This window comes from Streptomyces sp. NPDC101191, from assembly GCF_044767915.1.
Classification (GTDB): Bacteria; Actinomycetota; Actinomycetes; order Streptomycetales; family Streptomycetaceae; genus Streptomyces.
The window spans coordinates 485,215-502,863 of record NZ_JBIWOU010000005.1 but is presented as its reverse complement, the minus strand read 5'-3'; the positions used below and the strand labels follow the sequence as shown (position 1 = coordinate 502,863).

Genomic DNA, 17,649 nt, shown 5'->3' with positions numbered 1-17,649 from the left:
GCCGGGCGCGAACGGATTTCCCCGGCCGCGACCCGTAGGGGTCGGGCTCTGCCTTCCGGGGGACCCGGGCTCCACCCTCAGGGTGATGTGTGCGGAATGTCCGTTTCGGATGATGGAGGCATGTCCGCCACCACCCTCACCCCCGCGTCCACCACCCTCACCCCCGCGTCCACCGCCCCGACCACCCTCCCGCACCGCCTCGCCTTCGGCGTCCGCGCGATACGGGCCCTCGGCGCCGCCGTCGGCACCGTCCTGCTCGGCTCGTACGAGGAGCTCGACGAGCGCGCCGGCGTCCGCGACCCCCGCCCCAGACACCTGAGCGACGTCTGAGTGACGCCGGAGCGCTGGCCGGGGAGGGGCGGGGGGCCCGGTCAGGACTCCAGCAGCTCGCTCGCGTCGACGATGCGGTACGCGTACCCCTGCTCGGCCAGGAAGCGCTGCCGGTGGGCGGCGAAGTCCTGGTCGATGGTGTCGCGGGCGACGACCGAGTAGAAGTGCGCCTGGTGGCCGTCGGCCTTCGGGCGCAGCACGCGGCCCAGGCGCTGGGCCTCCTCCTGGCGGGAGCCGAAGGTGCCGGAGACCTGGATGGCGACCGTCGCCTCCGGCAGGTCGATCGAGAAGTTCGCGACCTTGGAGACGACCAGGACGCCGATCTCGCCGTTGCGGAAGGCGTCGAAGAGCTTCTCGCGCTGCGCGTTCGACGTCTCGCCCTTGATCACCGGGGCGTTCAGGTGCTCGCCGAGCTCGTCGAGCTGGTCGATGTACTGGCCGATGACGAGGGTCTGCTGCCCGGCGAACTTCTTCACCAGGGCCTCGGTGACCCGCCGCTTGGTCGCCGTGGTGGCGCAGAAGCGGTACTTCTCCTCGGGCTCGGCCGTCGCGTACGCGAGCCGCTCCGAGTCGGTGAGGTCGACCCGCACCTCGACGCAGTCCGCGGGCGCGATGTAGCCCTGCGCCTCGATCTCCTTCCACGGGGCGTCGAAGCGCTTGGGGCCGATCAGCGAGAAGACGTCGGACTCGCGCCCGTCCTCGCGCACCAGGGTCGCCGTGAGGCCGAGCCGCCGCCGGGCCTGCAGGTCGGCGGTGAACTTGAAGACGGGGGCCGGCAGCAGGTGCACCTCGTCGTAGACGATGAGGCCCCAGTCGCGGGAGTCGAAGAGCTCCAGGTGGGGATAGATCCCCTTCCGCCGCGTCGTCAGCACCTGGTACGTGGCGATCGTGACGGGCCGGATCTCCTTGCGCGTCCCGCTGTACTCGCCGATCTCGTCCTCGGTGAGCGAGGTGCGCTTGACCAGCTCGGCCTTCCACTGCCGGGCCGAGACGGTGTTGGTCACCAGGATCAGCGTGGTCGCCTTGGCCTGCGCCATCGCCCCGGCGCCGACCAGCGTCTTGCCGGCGCCGCAGGGCAGCACGACGACGCCCGAGCCGCCGTGCCAGAAGCCCTCGACGGCCTGCTGCTGGTACGGCCGCAGGGACCAGCCGTCCTCGGCGAGGTCGATCCGGTGCGCCTCGCCGTCCACGTAACCGGCGAGGTCCTCGGCGGGCCAGCCCAGCTTGAGCAGGGTCTGCTTGATCTGGCCGCGCTCCGAGGGGTGCACGGCGACGGTGTCCGCGTCGATCCGATCGCCGACCAGCGGCTGCACCTTCTTCGAGCGCAGCACCTCCTCGAGCACCGGCCGGTCGGTCGTGGTGAGCACGAGCCCGTGCGTGGGGTGCTTGGACAGGGTCAGGCGCCCGTAGCGCGCCATGGTCTCGGCGACGTCCACGAGCAGCGCGTGCGGGACGGGGTAGCGCGAGAACTCCACCAGCGCGTCCACGACCTGCTCGGCGTCGTGCCCGGCCGCCCGCGCGTTCCACAGCCCGAGCGGGGTCACCCGGTAGGTGTGGATGTGCTCGGGCGCCCGCTCCAGCTCGGCGAAGGGCGCGATGGCCCGCCGGCAGGCCTCGGCCTGCTCGTGGTCGACCTCCAGCAGGAGCGTCTTGTCGCTTTGGACGATGAGTGGACCATTCACGTGTTGCGCATCCCCTTCCACGCGGGCCGTATGTGGCCAAACATCCAGTCTGCCTGATGCCCGGCCGATGTCGGTGGGGGCTGCCACACTGAACGGGACGGACTGCCGAGAGGGAGGTGGCGAGATGAGCGTCGCGCACGATCCACACTACGGGCCCTGGACGATAGAGGAGGTCCTGGCGCTGGGGGAGGACCGTGGGGTACGTCGTGAATTGATGGGGGAAGCACTCTTGATGTCTCCGGCTCCGGGAACGAAGCACCAGCGTGCGTCGCTCCGTCTCGCGTCCCTGCTGGACGCGGCCATTCAGGCGGCGGGTGCCCCGGTCGAGGTGCTCGAAGCGGTGAACGTCGTCCTGCCCGACGGTCTGTTCATCCCGGACATCGTCGTGGTGGAGGCGTCCGCGGCCGAGGAGGATCCGATCACCTATGACGCCGAGGCCGTGCTCCTGGTCGTCGAGATCGTCTCCCCGTCGTCCTCGGGCCGGCGTACCGACCGCCTGCTGAAGCCGCCGTATTACGCGGAGGCGGGAATCGAGCACCTGTGGCGGCTGGAGCTGGAGCCCGCCCCCGCCCTGATCGTGTCCGAGCTGGTGAGCGGCCGCTACGTCGAGCGGACCGGGGTCGAGGGAGGCCGGCGCACGCTGATCGAGAAGCCGTTCCCGGTCGAGGTCGACCCCGGGGCGCTGGTGAGCCCGAAGCGTCGGTGACAAGGGGCGTCGCTGGTCCGCCCGGCCCGGCCGGCGCCCGTCACCCCGCCGTCGTCCGCATCAGGGGGTTGTGGCCGATCGCGTTGTGGACCGTGAAGCTCACCGCGTCCGGGCGGTAGCGGTCGTCGGACCACTCGACGGGGCGGCCGTCGTGGGTGGTGGTGACGCGGCGGACGCGCAGCAGCGGGCTGGTGCGCCGGACGGCGAGGAGGCCGGCGTCCTGCGCGCCGGCGGCGACCGCGTCGATGACGTGCTCGCCGTGGGCGAAGACCAGGCCCGTCGCGTCGTAGAGGCGCTGGGTGACCGAGGCGCAGTCGGGGTCGATGGCCTCGACGGCGGGGGAGATCCAGTCGGCGTAGACGGTCCGCTCGACCAGGACCGGCTCGCCGTCGAGGCCGCGGACGCGCAGCACGTGGAGCAGCGGGACGCCCTCGGCGAGGTGCAGCCGGGCGGCGTCCTCCGGGCCGGCCGGGCGGTATTCCTGCGTGACGACGTGGCCGGTGGCGGCGCGTCCCATCGCCTGCGCCCACTGGGCGAAGCTGCGCAGCTCGGCGAAGCTCTGGCTGCGGCGGCCGGCCAGGACCACGCGCCGGGCGCCCTGCCGGGAGCCGATGAGCCCCTCGGCGGTCAGGGCGGCGACGGCCTGGCGGACGGTGCCGCGGGAGACGCCGTACTGGGCGGCGAGCTCGGTCTCGGCGGGCAGCCGGGCGCCGACCGGGTACTCCTCGCGCCGGATCGCCCGTCGCAGCTCGGCGGCGATCTGCTCGTGGCGCGCGGTCATCGCTGGTCCCTCCTCGTGTGCCGTGTGCACAGGTGCACCAGCGTAGTTGAGCGTGTCAGTGGCCGAAAAGCGCCGCCAATGTGCAGGGAATGGCGGGGATCCGTTCCGTCCTCGTTCATCTCCATGTCATCGGGGCCGGGCGTACTGGGGCCAACTTGTTCAGACAAGTTGAGCCCCCAAACCCTCCCTGGAGAAGCCGTGCCCGTCCCCGCGCACCTCCCGAGAAACGCCGTCCTCGGCGGTTCCCTCGCCCTCGTCGCCGCCCTCGCCCTCACCGCCTGCGGCGCCGCCCCCGAGAACGCCGGCACCACCGCCGACGGCAAGAACGCCGCCACCGCCGCCTCCGCCGCCGACCTCGGCGGTATGGACGCCCTGGTCGCCGCGGCCAGGAAGGAGGGCACGCTCCACGCCATCGCGCTGCCCCGTGACTGGGCCAACTACGGCGCCCTGATCGACGGCTTCCGGAAGAAGTACGGCATCAAGGTCGAGGTCGAGAACCCGGACGCCTCCAGCCAGGACGAGATCAACGCCGTCACCTCCCGCAAGGGTCAGGACCGCGCCCCCGACGTGCTCGACCTGGGCAGCTCCTTCGCCCTCAGCGCCGCCCAGCAGGGCCTCCTCGCCCCGTACAAGGTGACCGCCTGGAACGACATCCCGGCGGAGCAGAAGGATCCGAAGGCCCGCTGGTACAACGACTACGGCGGCTACGTCTCCATCGGCTGCGACGCCAAGCGCGTCAAGAACTGCCCGACCACCTTCAAGGACCTCCTCAAGCCGGAGTACAAGGGCCAGGTCGCCCTCAACGGCAACCCGACCAAGTCCGGCTCCGCGTTCGCCGGCGTCTTCGCGGCGGCCCTCGCCCAGGGCGGCTCCTTCGACGACATCCAGCCCGGCCTCGACTTCTTCGCCCAGCTGAAGAAGAACGGCAACTTCACGCCGGTCGAGTCCACCCCCGCCACGGTCGAGAAGGGCGAGACGCCCATCAGCATCGACTGGGACTACCTGAACGCCGGCTACGCCGAGGAGTTCAAGGCCAAGGGCCTCGACTGGAAGGTCGCCGTCCCCACCGACGGCCGCTACGCCCAGTACTACTCGCAGGCGGTCAACAAGGACGCCCCGCACCCGGCGGCCGCCCGCCTGTGGCAGGAGTACGTCTACAGCGCGGAAGGCCAGAACCTGTGGCTCAAGGGCTTCGCCCGCCCGGTCCTGATGCCCGCCATGGACAAGGCCGGCACCCTCGACCAGGACGCCGCCCTCAAGCTGCCCGCGGTCTCCGGCGTCCCGTCCTTCCCGGCCGAGGCCCAGCAGGCCAAGGCCAAGACTGTCCTCGCCCAGGGCTGGGGCAAGGCCGTCTCCGGATGACGAGCCCCGACACCGCGACCGTCGCCGGGCGGCGGGTCCGCGCGGGCGGGCCGGACGCCCCGGCCGGCGGGGAGCAGACCCCCGCCGCCGGGCGCCCGGCCGCCGGCGGGGCCCCCGCCCGGCGACGGCGCCGCGCCCCCGCCTGGCTCGCCGCCGTCCCGCTGCTCGCGTTCACCGCGATCGCCTTCGGCGTCCCGGCGGTCGCCATGCTCGGTGGTGCCCTCACCGTCGACGACCCGGCCACCGGCGTCGGTACGTACGGCACCGGGAACCTGACCGCCTCCCTCCAGGGCGCCTACCTCACCGCCCTCCTCGGCAGCGTCAAGCTCTCCGCGACCGCCGCCGTGCTGGCCGCCCTGCTCGGGCTGCCGCTCGCCCAGGCCGTCGTCACCTCCCGCTCGCGCGCCCTGCGCGAGGCCGTGCTGACCGCCTCCGGCGTGCTCGCCAACTTCGGCGGCGTCCCCCTCGCCTTCGCGTTCGTCGCCACCCTCGGCAACTCCGGGGTGCTCACCCGGCACCTCGGCCTCGCCGACAGGGGCTGGAACCTCTACAGCTTCTGGGGCCTGGTCGTCGTCTACCTGTACTTCCTGATCCCGCTGATGGTGCTCACCATCACCCCCGCGCTGGACGGGCTGCGCACCCAGTGGCGCGAGGCCGCCCGCAACAACGGGGCCACCGCCCTCCAGTACTGGCGGCACGTCGCCCTGCCGGTGCTGACGCCGAGCCTGCTCGGCGGGCTGGTGCTCCTCTTCGGCAGCGCCTTCGCCGCGTACGCGACCGCCGCCGCGATGGTCGGCAGCGCCGTCCCGCTCGTCACGCTGCAGATCTCCGACGCCATCTCCGGCAACGTCCTCGTCGGCCAGGAGAACGTGGCGCTCGCCCTCAGCCTCGACATGGTCGTCGTCGCCGGGCTCGTCATGGCCGTCTATCTGCCCCTGCAACGCCGGAGCTCGCGATGGCTCGCCTGAACCGCTCTTCCTCCACCTGGCGCCGGGTGGTCCTCGGGCTCGCCGGCGTGTACTTCCTGGTGCCGCTCGCCGCCTCGGTGATCTTCACCGTCGACGTGCCCGGACAGGGCCTCACCCTCGACGCGTACACGAAGATCATCGGTACCGAGGGCTTCGTCACCAGCCTGCTGCTCTCGCTCGGCCTCGCCGCCGTCACGATCGCCGTCGTGCTGCTGCTCGTGGTGCCCGCGACGGTCGCCCTGCGGCTCGGCGCGCCCCGGCTGCGGCCGGTCGTCGAGACGGTGTGCTCGCTGCCGCTGGTCGTGCCGCCCATCGCGTTCGTCGCCGGCCTCGGCACCGTCCTGAAGTGGGGACCCGAGCACCTCGCCCGCACCCCCCTCTTCCAGACCTTCGTCGCCCTGCAGAACCCGGACTTCCCCGTCGTCCTGGTGCTCGCGTACGTCGTGATGGCGCTGCCCTTCACCTACCGCGCCCTCGACGCCGGCCTGCGGGCCGTCGACGTCCGCACCCTCGTGGAGGCCGCCCGCAGCTGCGGCGCCGGTCCGGTCCGGGCCCTGGTCACGGCGGTGCTGCCGAACCTGCGCGGCGCGCTGATGAACGCGGCCTTCCTCGCCCTGGCCCTGGTCCTCGGCGAGTACACGGTCGCCCAGCTGCTCGGCTTCCGGCCCTTCGCCGTGTGGATCGTGAACATCTCCGGCTCCCAGGCCCAGATGTCCGTGGCCGTCTCCGTGCTCAGCCTCCTCGTCACCTGGGTGCTGCTCCTGGCCCTCGCCGGGGCCGGCGGCCGCGCCCCCGGCGCCCGCCGCACCCGTACCGCCAAGGGAACACCATGACCGTCACCACCACCGCCGCCACGCCCGCGCCCGCCACCGAGGCCGCGACCGTCGAATTCCGTAGCCTGCGCCGCCGGTTCGGGGCGACCACGGCCCTCGACGGGCTCGACCTGACCGTCGCTCCCGGGGAGCTGCTCGCCCTGCTGGGCCCCTCCGGCTGCGGCAAGACGACCGCCCTGCGCATGCTCGCGGGGTTCGAGACCCCCGATTCCGGCGCGGTGCTCGTCGACGGCCGGGACATCACCCACGTGCCCGCGCACCGGCGCGACGCGGGCATGGTCTTCCAGTCGTACAGCCTCTTCCCCCACCTCGACTGCGTCGACAACGTGGCCTTCGGGCCGCGCATGCGGAAGGCCGGCAAGGCTGAGCGCCGCAAGCAGGCCGCCGAGCTGCTGGAGCTCGTGGGCCTCGGCGACAAGGGCGGCCGCTACCCCCACGAGCTGTCCGGCGGCCAGCAGCAGCGCGTCGCGCTCGCCCGCGCGCTCGCCCTGCGCCCGCGTGTCCTGCTCCTCGACGAGCCGCTGTCGGCGCTCGACGCCAAGGTGCGGCTGACCCTGCGCGACGAGATCCGCCGGATCCAGCGCGAACTCGGCATCACCACCCTGTTCGTGACGCACGATCAGGAGGAGGCGCTGTCCATGGCCGACCGGGTCGCCGTGATGCGGGACGGCCGCCTCGAACAGTGCGCCCCGCCCGCCGAGCTGTACGGACGGCCGGCGACCGCCTTCGTCGCGGAGTTCGTCGGCACCATGAGCCGGATCCCCGGGTACCTCGACGGCGGCACCGGCGGTTTCGTCGACGTGCTGGGCTGCCGCCTCCCCCTCGACGGCGACGCCCCGGCGGCCCGCGAGGTCGACGTGCTCGTACGGCCCGAGGACCTGCGGGTCACGACGGACGGCGCGTGCTCGGCCCGGATCGTCGCCACGGCCTTCCTCGGCGCGACCACCCGGCTCACCGTGCGGCTCGCCGACGCCACCGAGGTCAAGGCCGACCTGCCCACCCACGAGGCCGCCGCACTCGCGGCGGGCGACGCCGTCACGGTGACCCCGCGCCAACGCCCGGTCCTCGTCGCGGCCCGCGCCGCCTGAGACCGCGGCTCGCACGACAACTGGACCGGTGGTGCGAGCCGCCCTTCAGGCGGTCCGCACCGCCGCACCCGACGCGGCGGTGCGGGCCGCCCGAGCCGTACGACACGACAGAGAAAGCGAACCGCGTGACCAGCGAACTCCCCCTGCACGCCGTCCTGTTCGACATGGACGGCACGCTCGTCGACACCGAGGGCCTGTGGTGGGAGGCGGTGGAGCAGGTCGCGGGCCGCCCGCTGACCGACGCCGACCGCCCGGACGTCCTCGGCCGCCCGGTCGAGCACACGGCGGCCTGGCTGGCGGCGGGCGGCACCGGCACCGGCACCGGGGGCACGCCCGCAGGCGCTGGGTCGGTGTCCGATGCCTCCGCGTACGGCGCCTCCGGGGGCCACGCCTTCGCGTACGGCGCCTCCGCGTCCACCGAGGGCGCGTCCGCGACCGAGGCCCCCGCGTCCGGCACCTCCGCGTCCGCGACTGGCGCCCCCGCGACCGGCACCTCCGCGTCCGCCGCCCCCGCCGGCGCGCTCGCGGCCGCGCTGCACCGGGAGTTCGCCGACCGGGTCCGGGCCGGTGTGGTGCCGCGCCCCGGCGCGCTCGCCCTGCTCTCCGCGCTCGCCCGGGACGGGGTGCCGACCGCCCTCGTCACGGCCTCGCCCCGGTCCGTCGCCGACATCGTGCTCGACGCCCTCGGAGCGCTGGGCGCACCGGCGTTCGCCGTCTCGGTCACCGCGGACGACACCGCGCGCACCAAGCCCGAGCCCGACCCGTACCTCGCCGCCTGCCGCGCCCTCGGCGTCGAGCCCGCGCGCTGCGTGGCCGTCGAGGACACCCCCACCGGCGTCGCCTCCGCCGAGGCGGCGGGCTGCGCGGTGCTCGCGGTCCCGTCGGTCACCCCGATCGGCCCGGCGCCCGGCCGGACGGTCCTGCCCGGACTGACCGAGGTCACCCCGGAACGGCTGCGGGCCATGGCCGGCCGGCACCTCACCGTCATGAGCTGGAACCTGTGGCTCGGCGGCGCCCTGGTCGAGGACCACCGGGCCCGGCAGCTCGCCGCGATCCGCGCCGCGGGCGCGGACGTCGTCGGCCTCCAGGAGACCGGCGGCACCGCGACCCGGGAGCTGGCGGAGGCGCTCGGCTGGCACCACCACCAGGCCGGCGAGAACCTCGGGATCCTCAGCCGGCACCCGGTCCTCGCCCGTCTCGGCGACCCCCACGTCGGCTTCTACGGCGCGGCGGGCGTCCGTGTCCTCGTCGACGGGGAGCGCGAGGTGGACGTGTGGACGGCGCACCTCCACCCCACGCCCTACGGGCCGTACGAGGCCGCCTTCGACGGGTTGCCTGCCGAGGAGCTGATCGCCCACGAGGGCGTGCGCCTGGCGCAGATGCGCGACACGCTCCGGCGGATGGCCGAGGACGCGGGGGAGGAGCGGCCGGTGGTCCTGGTCGGCGACTTCAACGCCCCCTCGCACCTCGACCGGCCCGACGTCGCCTGGCCGGTGACGAAGGCCGCCGAGGAGGCCGGCCTCCGCGACTCCTACCGGGAGGCCCACCCCGACCCCGCACGGGAGCCGGGCCACACCTGGTCGCCGATCCACCCGGTCCACCCGGAGGAGGGCGGGTGGGCCGGGCGTCCCGAGCCGCAGGACCGCATCGACTACGTCCTGCACAACGCCCGCGGCCTGCGCGTCCTCGCCTCCCGCACGCTGGTCACCGGCACGCCCGCGCCGTGGCCGGACGTCGCGGCGAACGCCTGGCCCTCGGACCACGCGGCGGTGGTGACGACCTTCGCCCTGTAGGGCGTGGCCCCCGGCTCAGGCGGACTCCTCGTCCGCGAGTTCCGCGACGCCCGTGATCCGGTGCAGCGGATAGGTGCGGACCTCGTCGGCCGTGTGGTCGTAGCCCGTGACGAAGCCGCCCTCGACCCGGACCGGGGCGATGACGCGCTGGCTGGCGGCGCCCTCCGCGTTCACGTAGCCGATCCAGACGGCCGAGCCGGTGAGCGCGGCGGCCTGCACGGTGGCGAGGGTCTCGGCGGCGGAGGTACGGGGCAGGGAACCGGCCGCGACGGGGGAGGCGGCCGGCTCCTTGCGCACCACCGTCGCCGCCCGGTCGCCGGCCCGGATCGCCTTGACCGCCGCCCCGAGCAGCGTCGCGTCGGGTGCGGGCGGGCCGTCGGGGACGGGCGCGGGGGCGGTGCGGGGCGGGGTGCGGTACGCGTCGGCGCGGGTGATCAGGACGTCGCCCTCGGCGGACTCCGCGGCCGGCGCGTACCCCATCGCCCGCAGCCCGTCGAGCAGCGACGCCGGGTCCGTCTGCGCGGCCAGGACGGTCGGCGCGAGGCGGCGCAGCCCCAGAGCGGCCGAGCGCCGGTCGGCGACGATCTCGCCGAGCAGGGCCTCGTCGTCGCAGCGCACGTACGAGGACGCGGCGCCGACCCGCAGGTGTCCGTGCTTCCGTGCCACGTCGTCGATGAGGTACGCGAGCGGCTGCGGCACCGGCGTGCGCGCGTGCGCGGCCAGGAACTCGTGCAGGTCGGAGGCGGTGCGCCCGGCGTCCAGGGCGCGGCGTACGGACGCGGGTGTGAAGCGGTAGACGGTCGCGCCGCCCTTCGACTCCACGTCCGCGAGCACGGACAGCATGTCGGCGAGCGGGCGGCGCAGCGGCCCCGGGGCGACGGCCGTCAGGTCGGCCTGCAGCAGCACGTGGTCGACGGCCTCGGGCAGCGACGGCGCGAGCAGCGTCGCCGCGCGGGAGCCGGCGACGGCCGGCTCGCAGTCGTGTCCCTGGAGGGCGTCGTCGGGGGCGGCCTCGGCGAGCGGCAGGTTCAGCAGCGCCCGCGCGGGCGAGGCGAGCGCGCCGCGGCCGGTGATGCCGAGGAGCTCGGCCTCGTCGAGGGTCCAGCGGGCGATCTGCTCGCGGAGGTCGGCGGGTGCGCCGCCGGGCGCGGGTGGACGGCCGCCGCCCCCGGGTGCGCCGCCCTCGTCGGACGCGCCCGGGCCACCGGCGGGCGCCGGTCCGGGGCCCGTGCCGGTGCCCCGCCCTCCTCCGGCGGGCGCGGCGGCGGGACCGGGCGGCGTGGCGCCGCCCGCGCCCCGCAGGGGACGGTCCCACCGCAGCCGGGCGATGATCGACTCCCGGTCGGCGGCGGAGCCCGGCGGCAGCGTGGCCTGCAGGGCGAGGACGCGGCTGCGGACCTCCGGGGCGACGGCGCGGTCGAGGCCGGGTCCGAGCACGGACAGCGCGCGGCCCTTCGCGTCCTGGCCGCCGACCAGGCCCGGGGTGCGGGTCGCGGACAGCCAGACGGCGGCCAGCCGGACCCAGCGTTCGGCGGGCGGGAGGTCGAGCCAGTCGTCGTAGGCGGGCGTCGGCGCGTATCGCTCGTCCGCCTCGCCGTCGGAGGCCAGCAGCCCGGCCCCGTAGGCCAGCTCCAGCCAGAACGCGGCCGTCTGCTCGGGCACGTCGAGGGCGGCCGCGGTGCGCCGGAGGTCCCGTACGGACAGACCGCCCGCGCGCAGCACCGGCGGGCCGCCCTGGTCCCAGGACTTGAGCAGCTCCTCGACGGTCGCGAGCGCGGTGTACGCCTGGCCGGCCGCGGCGTTGTCCACCACCTGTGGACGGTAGTCGCGGGCCGGCGTGACCTCCGGAGCCGTCGGCTCCGGAGCCCGGTGCGCCCGGCCGCCGCGCAGGTGGAGGGCGGCCTCGCGGGGCAGCACCAGGGTGCGCGGGGAAGTGGGCAGCAGCAGACCGCGGTCGCGCAGCCAGCGCACCGGCGGCGCGGGATCGGCCGTCACCTCGCCGTACGGCGGTCCCCACACGAGCCGGTCGAGCACCTTGAGCGCCTCGGGCGGCGCCGTGTCGAGCAGCGCCGCCATCCTCGTACGGTCGGTGAACAGCTCCGCCAGGGACGCCACCGCCGACACCGGGTCGTGCGTCGCGGGCAGCCCGGCGGCCGCGATGATCTCCTGGAGCCGACCGGGCGACATGCCCGCCGTGGCCTCCGCGACGGTCGGGCCGAGACCGGTGGGGGAGGGGTGCTGGGGGGAGGGGGCGAGCAGCTCACGGGCGGTCCGGACGAGCCGCAGCCGCTCGTCGTCGCCCCAGACGAGGGCCTGCTCGCGCAGCACGGCGACCGCGCGCGGCAGCGCCGCCTCGATCTCGGCGTCCCCGTTGGCGCCGGTGAGCAGGTCGAGGAGGACGGGGTACGGGGCGGGGTCCGGGGCCACGGCGAGCGCTTCGGCCGTCTGGAGGACGAAGCGGTCGAGCCGTTCCAGGGCCCGCACCACGGACGCGCGGGTGCCGGCCCGGGTGGCCAGCTGCGTCAGGTCGTTCGGGACCGGCGACAGCAGGTCGGGGCGGGCGCGCAGCAGCGCGCCGAGCGCCTCGTCGCCGCCGGAGCGCAGCGCCTCCGCGAGCGTGCGCGGCGCCGCGCCGTTGCCTGTTGCCTCGGGCACGTGCGCCTCCCGGTCGAGCTCACCGATCCCCATCCGGACCACGTTAGCCCCTGGGCAGGCGCTAACGTCGTGCCGTGGGGAACGAGGGGAACGACAACGACCGGTTGGTCTTCGACTATCTGAGCCGGATCGGCGACCTGGCCCAGCAGCGGCAGGTGCCCGCCGCCGAGCGCCGCGAGCTCGTCACCGGACTGCGCGACGAGATCGAACGCCGCCGCGCGGTGAAGGGCGAGCGGGTGCCGGGCATCCTCGGTGCCCTGGGCACGCCGGACGAGGTCGTCGGCCGGGTCGCCCCGCGGACCTCGTCGGAGCCGTACCCGCACGAGGCCCCGGCCGGCCCGAGGACCCCTTCCGCCGGCTCCGAGGTCCCCGGGGCGCGGACGGCGGGCTGGTGGCAGGACGGCGCCACGGACACCGGGGCGGTCCCCGGCTTCGTCGGCGGCGTCGAGATCCCCGAACTCCTGCGGCCGCCGCGGCCGGAGGACGACGCGGACGACGCGGACGACGCGGACTCGGACAACGGGCGCGAGGGCCGGGGCGAGGGCGCGGGCGGGTCCGAGGATCCCGCGGACGCGACCGGGCAGCCGCCGGCCTGCCGGGCGCGCCTCCGCGGCCTGCGCCCGGGCAGCCCGCTCCTGCTGATCTCGGCCGGGCTCCTCCTGGTCGGCGCCGCCCTCGGCTCCCTCGTCCCACTCGCCGCGGGCTGGGTCCTCGCCTACGCCTCCCGCGAGCGCCGCGCCGCCGCCCTCCTGATCCCCGGCCTCACGGCCACGGCCGGCGCCGTCTGGCTCTGGGGCCGCGTCCAGGGCCGCTGGGGCGACCCGGTCGCCCCCGGCGGCGAGGCGATGGGTGCGGCAGTCTCCGCCACCTGGCCCTGGACCCTCCGTACGGCGGCCGTCGCCTCGGCCCTGTTCCTGCTGTGGCGCTCGCGGCGCCGGGTCTGACGGGCTGTCGCCGCGGCTCCGCGCGGCCCACGAGGTGACGAGCGGCGAGGGCGCCCGGGCGTGTCCCTCTTGGGCCGGTCCGTCCCGAACCTCGCCCGGACCGCGCCCGACACCCCGCGCGCCCTCGCCGAACAGGCCTTCGCGAAGGTCGCCGACGGCACGGTCACCCTGCCGGTCACCGCCGAGCTCCCGCTGGAGCGGGCCGCCGGGGCCCACCGCCTCATGGGCTCCCGCACCAGAACCGGCAAGCCGGGCTTGCGCACCGGCACCGGCAAGCTGGGCTTGCGCACCGGCACCGGCAAGCGGGGCTCCGCACCGGCACCGGCAGCGGGGCTCCGCACCGGCACCGGCAAGCTGGGCTTCCGCACCAGAACCAGCACCGGCAAGCCGGGCTCCCGCACCAGAACCAGCACCGGCAAGCCGGGCTCCCGCACCAGAACCGGCACCGGCAAGCCGGGCTCCCGCACCAGAACCAGCACCGGCAAGCTGCTGCTCAAGGTCGCCCGAGCGGGCCCGCGGCGGGCGTTCAGGGCAGCAGCGGGTCCGTGACGTCGGCGCTGCGGGCCGCCTCCGCCGCCCACGGCGCCCCCGGCACCACCAGCGGTGAGCCCGTCACCGGGTCCGGCACGACCACCGACTCCAGGCCGAAGACCTCCCGGACCAGCTCCGCCGTGACGACCTCGCCCGGTGCGCCCTCCGCGACCACCCGGCCGGCCTTCATGGCGATCAGGTGGTCGGCGTAGCGGGCCGCCTGGTTGAGGTCGTGGAGGACGACGACGACCGTGCGGCCGCGAACGCGGTTGAGGCGGCGGACCAGGTCCAGGACCTCGACCTGGTGGGCGATGTCCAGGTAGGTCGTGGGCTCGTCGAGGAGCAGCAGGTCGGTCTCCTGGGCGAGGGCCATCGCGATCCAGACGCGCTGGCGCTGGCCGCCGGAGAGCTCGTCCACCGGGCGGTGGGACAGCGCGCTCACGTCGGTGCGCTCCATGGCGTCGACGACCGCGCGCTCGTCCTCCTCCGACCACTGCTTCCACCAGGCCTGGTGCGGCTGCCGCCCACGCGCCACCAGGTCGGCGACCGTGATGGCCTCCGGGGCCACCGGGGTCTGCGGCAGCAGGCCGATGGACTGCGCGATCCGCTTGGTGGGGATCCTGGCGAGCTCCTCGCCGTCGAGGAGGACGGCCCCGCCCTTGGGCTTGAGCAGCCGGCCGAGCGCGCGCAGCGTCGTCGACTTGCCGCACGCGTTGGGGCCGACGATCACCGTCACCTTCCCGTCGGGTATCGCCAGGTCCAGCTCGTGGACGACGGTCCGCTCCTCGTACGCGAGCGTCAGCTCCCGCGCCGTCAGCCTGCTCACGACCTACCTCCCACTCCACGGCTGCGCACGATCAGCCAGATCAGGTACGGGGCGCCGACCGCCGCCGTCAGTACGCCCACCGGCAGTTCGGTGGGGGCGAGGAGTCGCCGGCCCAGGAGATCGGCGACGACCACGACGAGGGCGCCCAGGAGCGCCGAGCAGAGCAGCGGGATCTGCGCCGTACGGGTGGTCCGGCGGGCGATCTGCGGGGCGAGGAGGGCGACGAAGTCGACCGGCCCGGCGACGCCCGTGGCCACCGAGGCCAGGATCACACCGACCGCCACCAGCCCCAGGCGCACCCGGCCGAGCCGTACGCCCAGCGCCGTCGCCGTGTCGTCGTCCAGCGACACCGTCCGCTGGGCCCGGGCCGCCCACAGCACCGCGGGCAGCATGGCGAGGAGCGTCCACCGCAGCGGCGCCGACTCGTCCCAGCCGCGTCCGTTCAGGGAGCCGGTCATCCAGATCTGGGCCTGCTGCGCGACCAGGTAGTCGCCCTTGGTCATGAACAGGTGGGTCAGCGAGCGCAGCGCGATCGCGAAGCCGATGCCGATGAGCACGAAGCGCGTGGCGTGCAGTCCGCCGCGCCAGGCGAAGACGTACACGAGCGCGGCGGCGAGGACGCCGCCGGCGATCGACACGTAGGGGACGACGTCGTACGGGACGAGCCCGAAGGTCATCGCCGCGACGGTCACCGCGCCGGCGCCCTGGCTGATGCCGATGACGTCGGGGCTGGCCAGCGGGTTGCGGGCGACGGTCTGGACGAGGGCGCCCGCGATCCCGAACGCGGCGCCGACCATGAGCCCGGTCCCCAGCCGCGGCAGCCGCAGGTCCTCGACGACGAAGGACCTGCCCGGGCCGAGCAGGACGTCCAGGACCTCGGACGGCGGGACGAAGCGCTCGCCGACGCACAGGTACGCGACCGAGACGGCGGCCAGCAGCAGCACGAGGAGCGCGACGGCGAGCGCGGAGCGGCGGTGCACCAGGAAGGAGGCGCGGCCGGCCCGGACGAGGCCGTATCCGTGGGGGCGGAGCCGGGTGGCGGTCATGCCGGCACCGCCTTCCGGCGTACCAGGGTCACCAGGAACGGCACGCCGATGAGCGCCGTCATCACGCCTGCGGGGACCTCGCCCGGCGGGAAGAGGATCCGGCCGAGGACGTCCGACACCAGGAGCATCACCGGCCCGATGAGCGCCGCCATCGGCAGCACCCAGCGGTGGTCGCCGCCGACGACCGCGCGGGCGATGTGCGGGACGGCGAGGCCGACGAAGGCGATCGGGCCGGCGGCGGCGACCCCGGCGCCGGTCAGCACGGTCGCGCCGACGCCGCCGACGATCCGTACGGTCGCGACCCGCTGTCCGAGTCCCCTGGCGACGTCCTCGCCGAGGGCGAGGGCGTCCAGGCCGCGGGCCACCGCGAGGACCAGGACGGCGCCGAGCAGCAGGAAGGGCCAGATCTGGGCGACGATGTGGACGTCGCGGCCGTCGAGCGAGCCGATCTGCCAGAACCGGAACTCGTCGAGCGCCGAGGCCCTGGTGGTCAGGACGCCGGTCGTCACGGACAGCAGCAGCGCGTTGATCGCGGCGCCGCCGAGCGCGAGCTTCACGGGCGTGGCCCCGCCCCGGCCGCGGGCGGCGATGGCGTACACCGCCACCGAGGCGAGCGCGGCGCCCGCGAAGGCGAACCAGACGTAGCCGGTGAGCGTGTGCACCCCGGCGAAGGCGATGGCGAGCACGACGCCGACCGAGGCGCCCTGGCTGATGCCGAGGATGCCGGGGTCGGCGATCGGGTTGCGGGTGATGCCCTGCAGGGCGGTCCCGGCGAGGGCCAGCGAGGCGCCGACCATGAGCCCGATCAGCGTGCGCGGCACCCGCAGCTGCCGGACCACCTCGGCGTCGGGGCTCGTGGCGCCGTGCACCAGGGCGTCGAACACGGTGGCGGGCGGGACGGCCCGGGCGCCCACCGCGAGGCTGAGCAGGATCGCGAGGAGCAGGGCGACGACGGCCGCCGTGGTCGCGACGACGCGCCGCGGGGCGCGCCGGGAACGTATGGCGGACATGGACACCCATCGGAGGTCGCGTCGGGGCGAGGTTCGGTAAGGCTTCGCTAAGTGGAGGCCCCGCTCAGTGTAGACAGCAACGGTTTTCGAACAGACGGGCACAATGGCCCGCATGGAATCCACCAGCGGCGCGCCCACGGTCGGCTTCGACCTCGACCTGACCCTCCTTGACACCCGGCCCGGGATCAAGGCCGCCTTCGAGGCCTTCTCGGCCGACGTCGGCGTCCCGATCGACGCCGACCTGGTCGTCTCGCGGCTCGGCCCGCCGCTGCGCCACGAGCTCGCCCACTGGTTCCCCGCGGAGCGGGTGCCGGAGATGGTGACGCGCTACCGCGAGTTCTACGGGCGGCACGCCATCGAGCCGACGGTCCCCATGCCCGGCGCACGGGATGCGATTCAAGCCGTTCGCGAGGCCGGCGGACGCACCGTCGTCGTCACCGCCAAGAACGAGCCGCACGCCAAGCTGCACCTCGTCCACCTCGGCATCGAGGCGGACGCCGTCGTCGGCGACCTGTGGGCGGAGGGCAAGGCGGAGGCGCTGCGCGCGCACGGCGCGCGGGTGTACGTCGGCGACCACGTCGGTGACGTACGCGGTGCCCGTACCGCCGGCGCGCTGTCGGTCGCCGTGGCGACCGGTCCCTGCCCCGCCGAGGAGCTGCGCGAGGCCGGCGCCGACGTGGTCCTCGCCGACCTGACGGACTTCCGTGCCTGGTGGGAGGGCTACCGGGGCTGAGCGGTCGCGGCCTGCACGGCGCGGGCCCGGCGCCGCTGGACGGCGATCGAGCGGAGCACGCCCGCGCCGGCGACGAGGAAGCCGACGCCCATCAGCATCGACACGAGGTAGGCGACCGTCGGGAAGGGATCGGTCCCGAGGAACAGCGGAGCCACCGTGACCAGCGTCGCGACCGCGCCGACGATGAAGACGATCGCACCGGCGCGGACGAGGCCGTCACCCGGAGCGCTGTCGTCCGAGGGGGCCGAGGGGGTTTCACTACGCATTCGGCCAGGGTAGTTCCCAGGCCGGGGGAACGGACCGGCGGCGTCTTGTCACCGGGCCTGATCCCATTAGCCTTGGTGCCCTGGGGTACCACCCT

At 75.0% G+C, this 17,649-nt stretch carries 17 protein-coding genes; 10 read left to right on the top strand and 7 right to left on the bottom strand.

Translation table 11 applies throughout. From position 1 onward, the window contains the following. The first annotated feature begins 120 nt into the window (after nt 1-120). Nucleotides 121-330, top strand: coding sequence for a hypothetical protein (locus ACIRQF_RS22135; protein ID WP_382479273.1), 210 nt, complete (start codon nt 121-123; stop codon nt 328-330). 41 nt (nt 331-371) lie between these two features. Here the strand turns inward: ACIRQF_RS22135 and ACIRQF_RS22130 are convergent, their stop codons facing one another. Then, on the bottom strand, nt 372-2,012 hold the full coding sequence (locus ACIRQF_RS22130; protein ID WP_376632914.1) for a DNA repair helicase XPB: 1,641 nt from the start codon (nt 2,010-2,012) through the stop codon (nt 372-374). 124 nt (nt 2,013-2,136) lie between these two features. Here ACIRQF_RS22130 and ACIRQF_RS22125 point away from each other — a divergent pair, with 124 nt between their 5' ends. After that, nucleotides 2,137-2,718, top strand: coding sequence for a Uma2 family endonuclease (locus ACIRQF_RS22125; RefSeq protein WP_404094286.1), 582 nt, complete (start codon nt 2,137-2,139; stop codon nt 2,716-2,718). Between the two features lie 40 nt (nt 2,719-2,758). Here ACIRQF_RS22125 and ACIRQF_RS22120 read toward each other — a convergent pair whose 3' ends face one another. After that, nucleotides 2,759-3,499 (bottom strand): GntR family transcriptional regulator, encoded by a 741-nt coding sequence (locus ACIRQF_RS22120; RefSeq protein WP_376632918.1) that lies wholly within the window; start codon nt 3,497-3,499, stop codon nt 2,759-2,761. Between the two features lie 198 nt (nt 3,500-3,697). Here ACIRQF_RS22120 and ACIRQF_RS22115 point away from each other — a divergent pair, with 198 nt between their 5' ends. The 5 genes from ACIRQF_RS22115 (at nt 3,698) to ACIRQF_RS22095 (ending at nt 9,543) form a co-directional block, all read left to right on the top strand. Further along, nucleotides 3,698-4,861 (top strand): ABC transporter substrate-binding protein, encoded by a 1,164-nt coding sequence (locus ACIRQF_RS22115; protein WP_382479260.1) that lies wholly within the window; start codon nt 3,698-3,700, stop codon nt 4,859-4,861. After that, nucleotides 4,858-5,829, top strand: a complete 972-nt coding sequence (locus tag ACIRQF_RS22110) for an ABC transporter permease (RefSeq protein WP_404094282.1) — start codon at nt 4,858-4,860, stop codon at nt 5,827-5,829. The genes ACIRQF_RS22115 and ACIRQF_RS22110 overlap by 4 nt, the downstream gene beginning before the upstream one ends. Beyond that, complete coding sequence (locus ACIRQF_RS22105; RefSeq protein ID WP_376632923.1) at nt 5,817-6,662, top strand: ABC transporter permease; 846 nt, start codon at nt 5,817-5,819, stop codon at nt 6,660-6,662. Before ACIRQF_RS22110 ends, ACIRQF_RS22105 begins: the two co-directional genes overlap by 13 nt. Further along, nucleotides 6,659-7,750, top strand: a complete 1,092-nt coding sequence (locus ACIRQF_RS22100; protein WP_404094278.1) for an ABC transporter ATP-binding protein — start codon at nt 6,659-6,661, stop codon at nt 7,748-7,750. Before ACIRQF_RS22105 ends, ACIRQF_RS22100 begins: the two co-directional genes overlap by 4 nt. A 125-nt stretch (nt 7,751-7,875) precedes the next feature. Next, nucleotides 7,876-9,543, top strand: coding sequence for an HAD-IA family hydrolase (locus ACIRQF_RS22095; RefSeq protein WP_404094275.1), 1,668 nt, complete (start codon nt 7,876-7,878; stop codon nt 9,541-9,543). Nucleotides 9,544-9,558: 15 nt separating this feature from the next. On the opposite strand, the gene ACIRQF_RS22090 is transcribed toward ACIRQF_RS22095, so the two are convergent. Next, nucleotides 9,559-12,231 carry a helicase-associated domain-containing protein gene (locus ACIRQF_RS22090; RefSeq protein WP_404094272.1) on the bottom strand — a complete coding sequence of 891 codons (2,673 nt, stop codon included), beginning with the start codon at nt 12,229-12,231 and terminating at the stop codon, nt 9,559-9,561. 41 nt (nt 12,232-12,272) lie between these two features. On the opposite strand from ACIRQF_RS22090, the gene ACIRQF_RS22085 reads away from it, so the two are divergent. Together ACIRQF_RS22085 and ACIRQF_RS22080 are read left to right on the top strand one after the other, a co-directional pair. After that, entirely contained in the window at nt 12,273-13,142 is an 870-nt protein-coding gene (locus ACIRQF_RS22085) for a hypothetical protein (protein WP_404094270.1), read from the top strand. Between the two features lie 60 nt (nt 13,143-13,202). Beyond that, nucleotides 13,203-13,691 carry a hypothetical protein gene (locus tag ACIRQF_RS22080; RefSeq protein WP_404094267.1) on the top strand — a complete coding sequence of 163 codons (489 nt, stop codon included), beginning with the start codon at nt 13,203-13,205 and terminating at the stop codon, nt 13,689-13,691. Here ACIRQF_RS22080 and ACIRQF_RS22075 read toward each other — a convergent pair. Genes ACIRQF_RS22075 through ACIRQF_RS22065 form a run of 3 tightly spaced genes read right to left on the bottom strand, consistent with a single transcriptional unit; the run spans nt 13,669 to nt 16,555 of the window. Beyond that, on the bottom strand, nt 13,669-14,499 hold the full coding sequence (locus tag ACIRQF_RS22075; protein WP_389751205.1) for an ABC transporter ATP-binding protein: 831 nt from the start codon (nt 14,497-14,499) through the stop codon (nt 13,669-13,671). The genes ACIRQF_RS22080 and ACIRQF_RS22075 overlap by 23 nt on opposite strands. Then, a complete protein-coding gene (locus ACIRQF_RS22070; RefSeq protein WP_404094264.1) occupies nt 14,496-15,545 on the bottom strand; it encodes a FecCD family ABC transporter permease in 1,050 nt (349 codons plus the stop codon). Before ACIRQF_RS22070 ends, ACIRQF_RS22075 begins: the two co-directional genes overlap by 4 nt. Next, on the bottom strand, nt 15,542-16,555 hold the full coding sequence (locus tag ACIRQF_RS22065; RefSeq protein WP_404094261.1) for a FecCD family ABC transporter permease: 1,014 nt from the start codon (nt 16,553-16,555) through the stop codon (nt 15,542-15,544). The genes ACIRQF_RS22070 and ACIRQF_RS22065 overlap by 4 nt, the downstream gene beginning before the upstream one ends. Before the next feature lie 103 nt (nt 16,556-16,658). Between ACIRQF_RS22065 and ACIRQF_RS22060 the strand changes: the two genes are divergently transcribed. Then, nucleotides 16,659-17,288, top strand: coding sequence for an HAD family hydrolase (locus tag ACIRQF_RS22060; RefSeq protein WP_382479245.1), 630 nt, complete (start codon nt 16,659-16,661; stop codon nt 17,286-17,288). Here the strand turns inward: ACIRQF_RS22060 and ACIRQF_RS22055 are convergent. Then, the gene (locus ACIRQF_RS22055) at nt 17,276-17,554 is read right to left on the bottom strand and encodes a hypothetical protein (RefSeq protein ID WP_376632940.1); all 279 of its coding nucleotides are present in this window, start codon (nt 17,552-17,554) and stop codon (nt 17,276-17,278) included. The genes ACIRQF_RS22060 and ACIRQF_RS22055 overlap by 13 nt on opposite strands. Nucleotides 17,555-17,649: the final 95 nt, after the last annotated feature.

Excerpts from the sequence above, each read along its gene's own strand:
- ACIRQF_RS22135 (WP_382479273.1), top strand. The coding sequence starts at position 121 with ATGTCCGCCACCACCCTCACCCCCGCGTCCACCACCCTCACCCCCGCG.
- ACIRQF_RS22125 (WP_404094286.1), top strand. The coding sequence starts at position 2,137 with ATGAGCGTCGCGCACGATCCACACTACGGGCCCTGGACGATAGAGGAG.
- ACIRQF_RS22120 (WP_376632918.1), bottom strand. The coding sequence starts at position 3,499 with ATGACCGCGCGCCACGAGCAGATCGCCGCCGAGCTGCGACGGGCGATC.
- ACIRQF_RS22110 (WP_404094282.1), top strand. The coding sequence starts at position 4,858 with ATGACGAGCCCCGACACCGCGACCGTCGCCGGGCGGCGGGTCCGCGCG.
- ACIRQF_RS22105 (WP_376632923.1), top strand. The coding sequence starts at position 5,817 with ATGGCTCGCCTGAACCGCTCTTCCTCCACCTGGCGCCGGGTGGTCCTC.
- ACIRQF_RS22100 (WP_404094278.1), top strand. The coding sequence starts at position 6,659 with ATGACCGTCACCACCACCGCCGCCACGCCCGCGCCCGCCACCGAGGCC.
- ACIRQF_RS22090 (WP_404094272.1), bottom strand. The coding sequence starts at position 12,231 with ATGGGGATCGGTGAGCTCGACCGGGAGGCGCACGTGCCCGAGGCAACA.
- ACIRQF_RS22070 (WP_404094264.1), bottom strand. The coding sequence starts at position 15,545 with ATGACCGCCACCCGGCTCCGCCCCCACGGATACGGCCTCGTCCGGGCC.
- ACIRQF_RS22065 (WP_404094261.1), bottom strand. The coding sequence starts at position 16,555 with ATGTCCGCCATACGTTCCCGGCGCGCCCCGCGGCGCGTCGTCGCGACC.
- ACIRQF_RS22060 (WP_382479245.1), top strand. The coding sequence starts at position 16,659 with ATGGCCCGCATGGAATCCACCAGCGGCGCGCCCACGGTCGGCTTCGAC.
- ACIRQF_RS22055 (WP_376632940.1), bottom strand. The coding sequence starts at position 17,554 with ATGCGTAGTGAAACCCCCTCGGCCCCCTCGGACGACAGCGCTCCGGGT.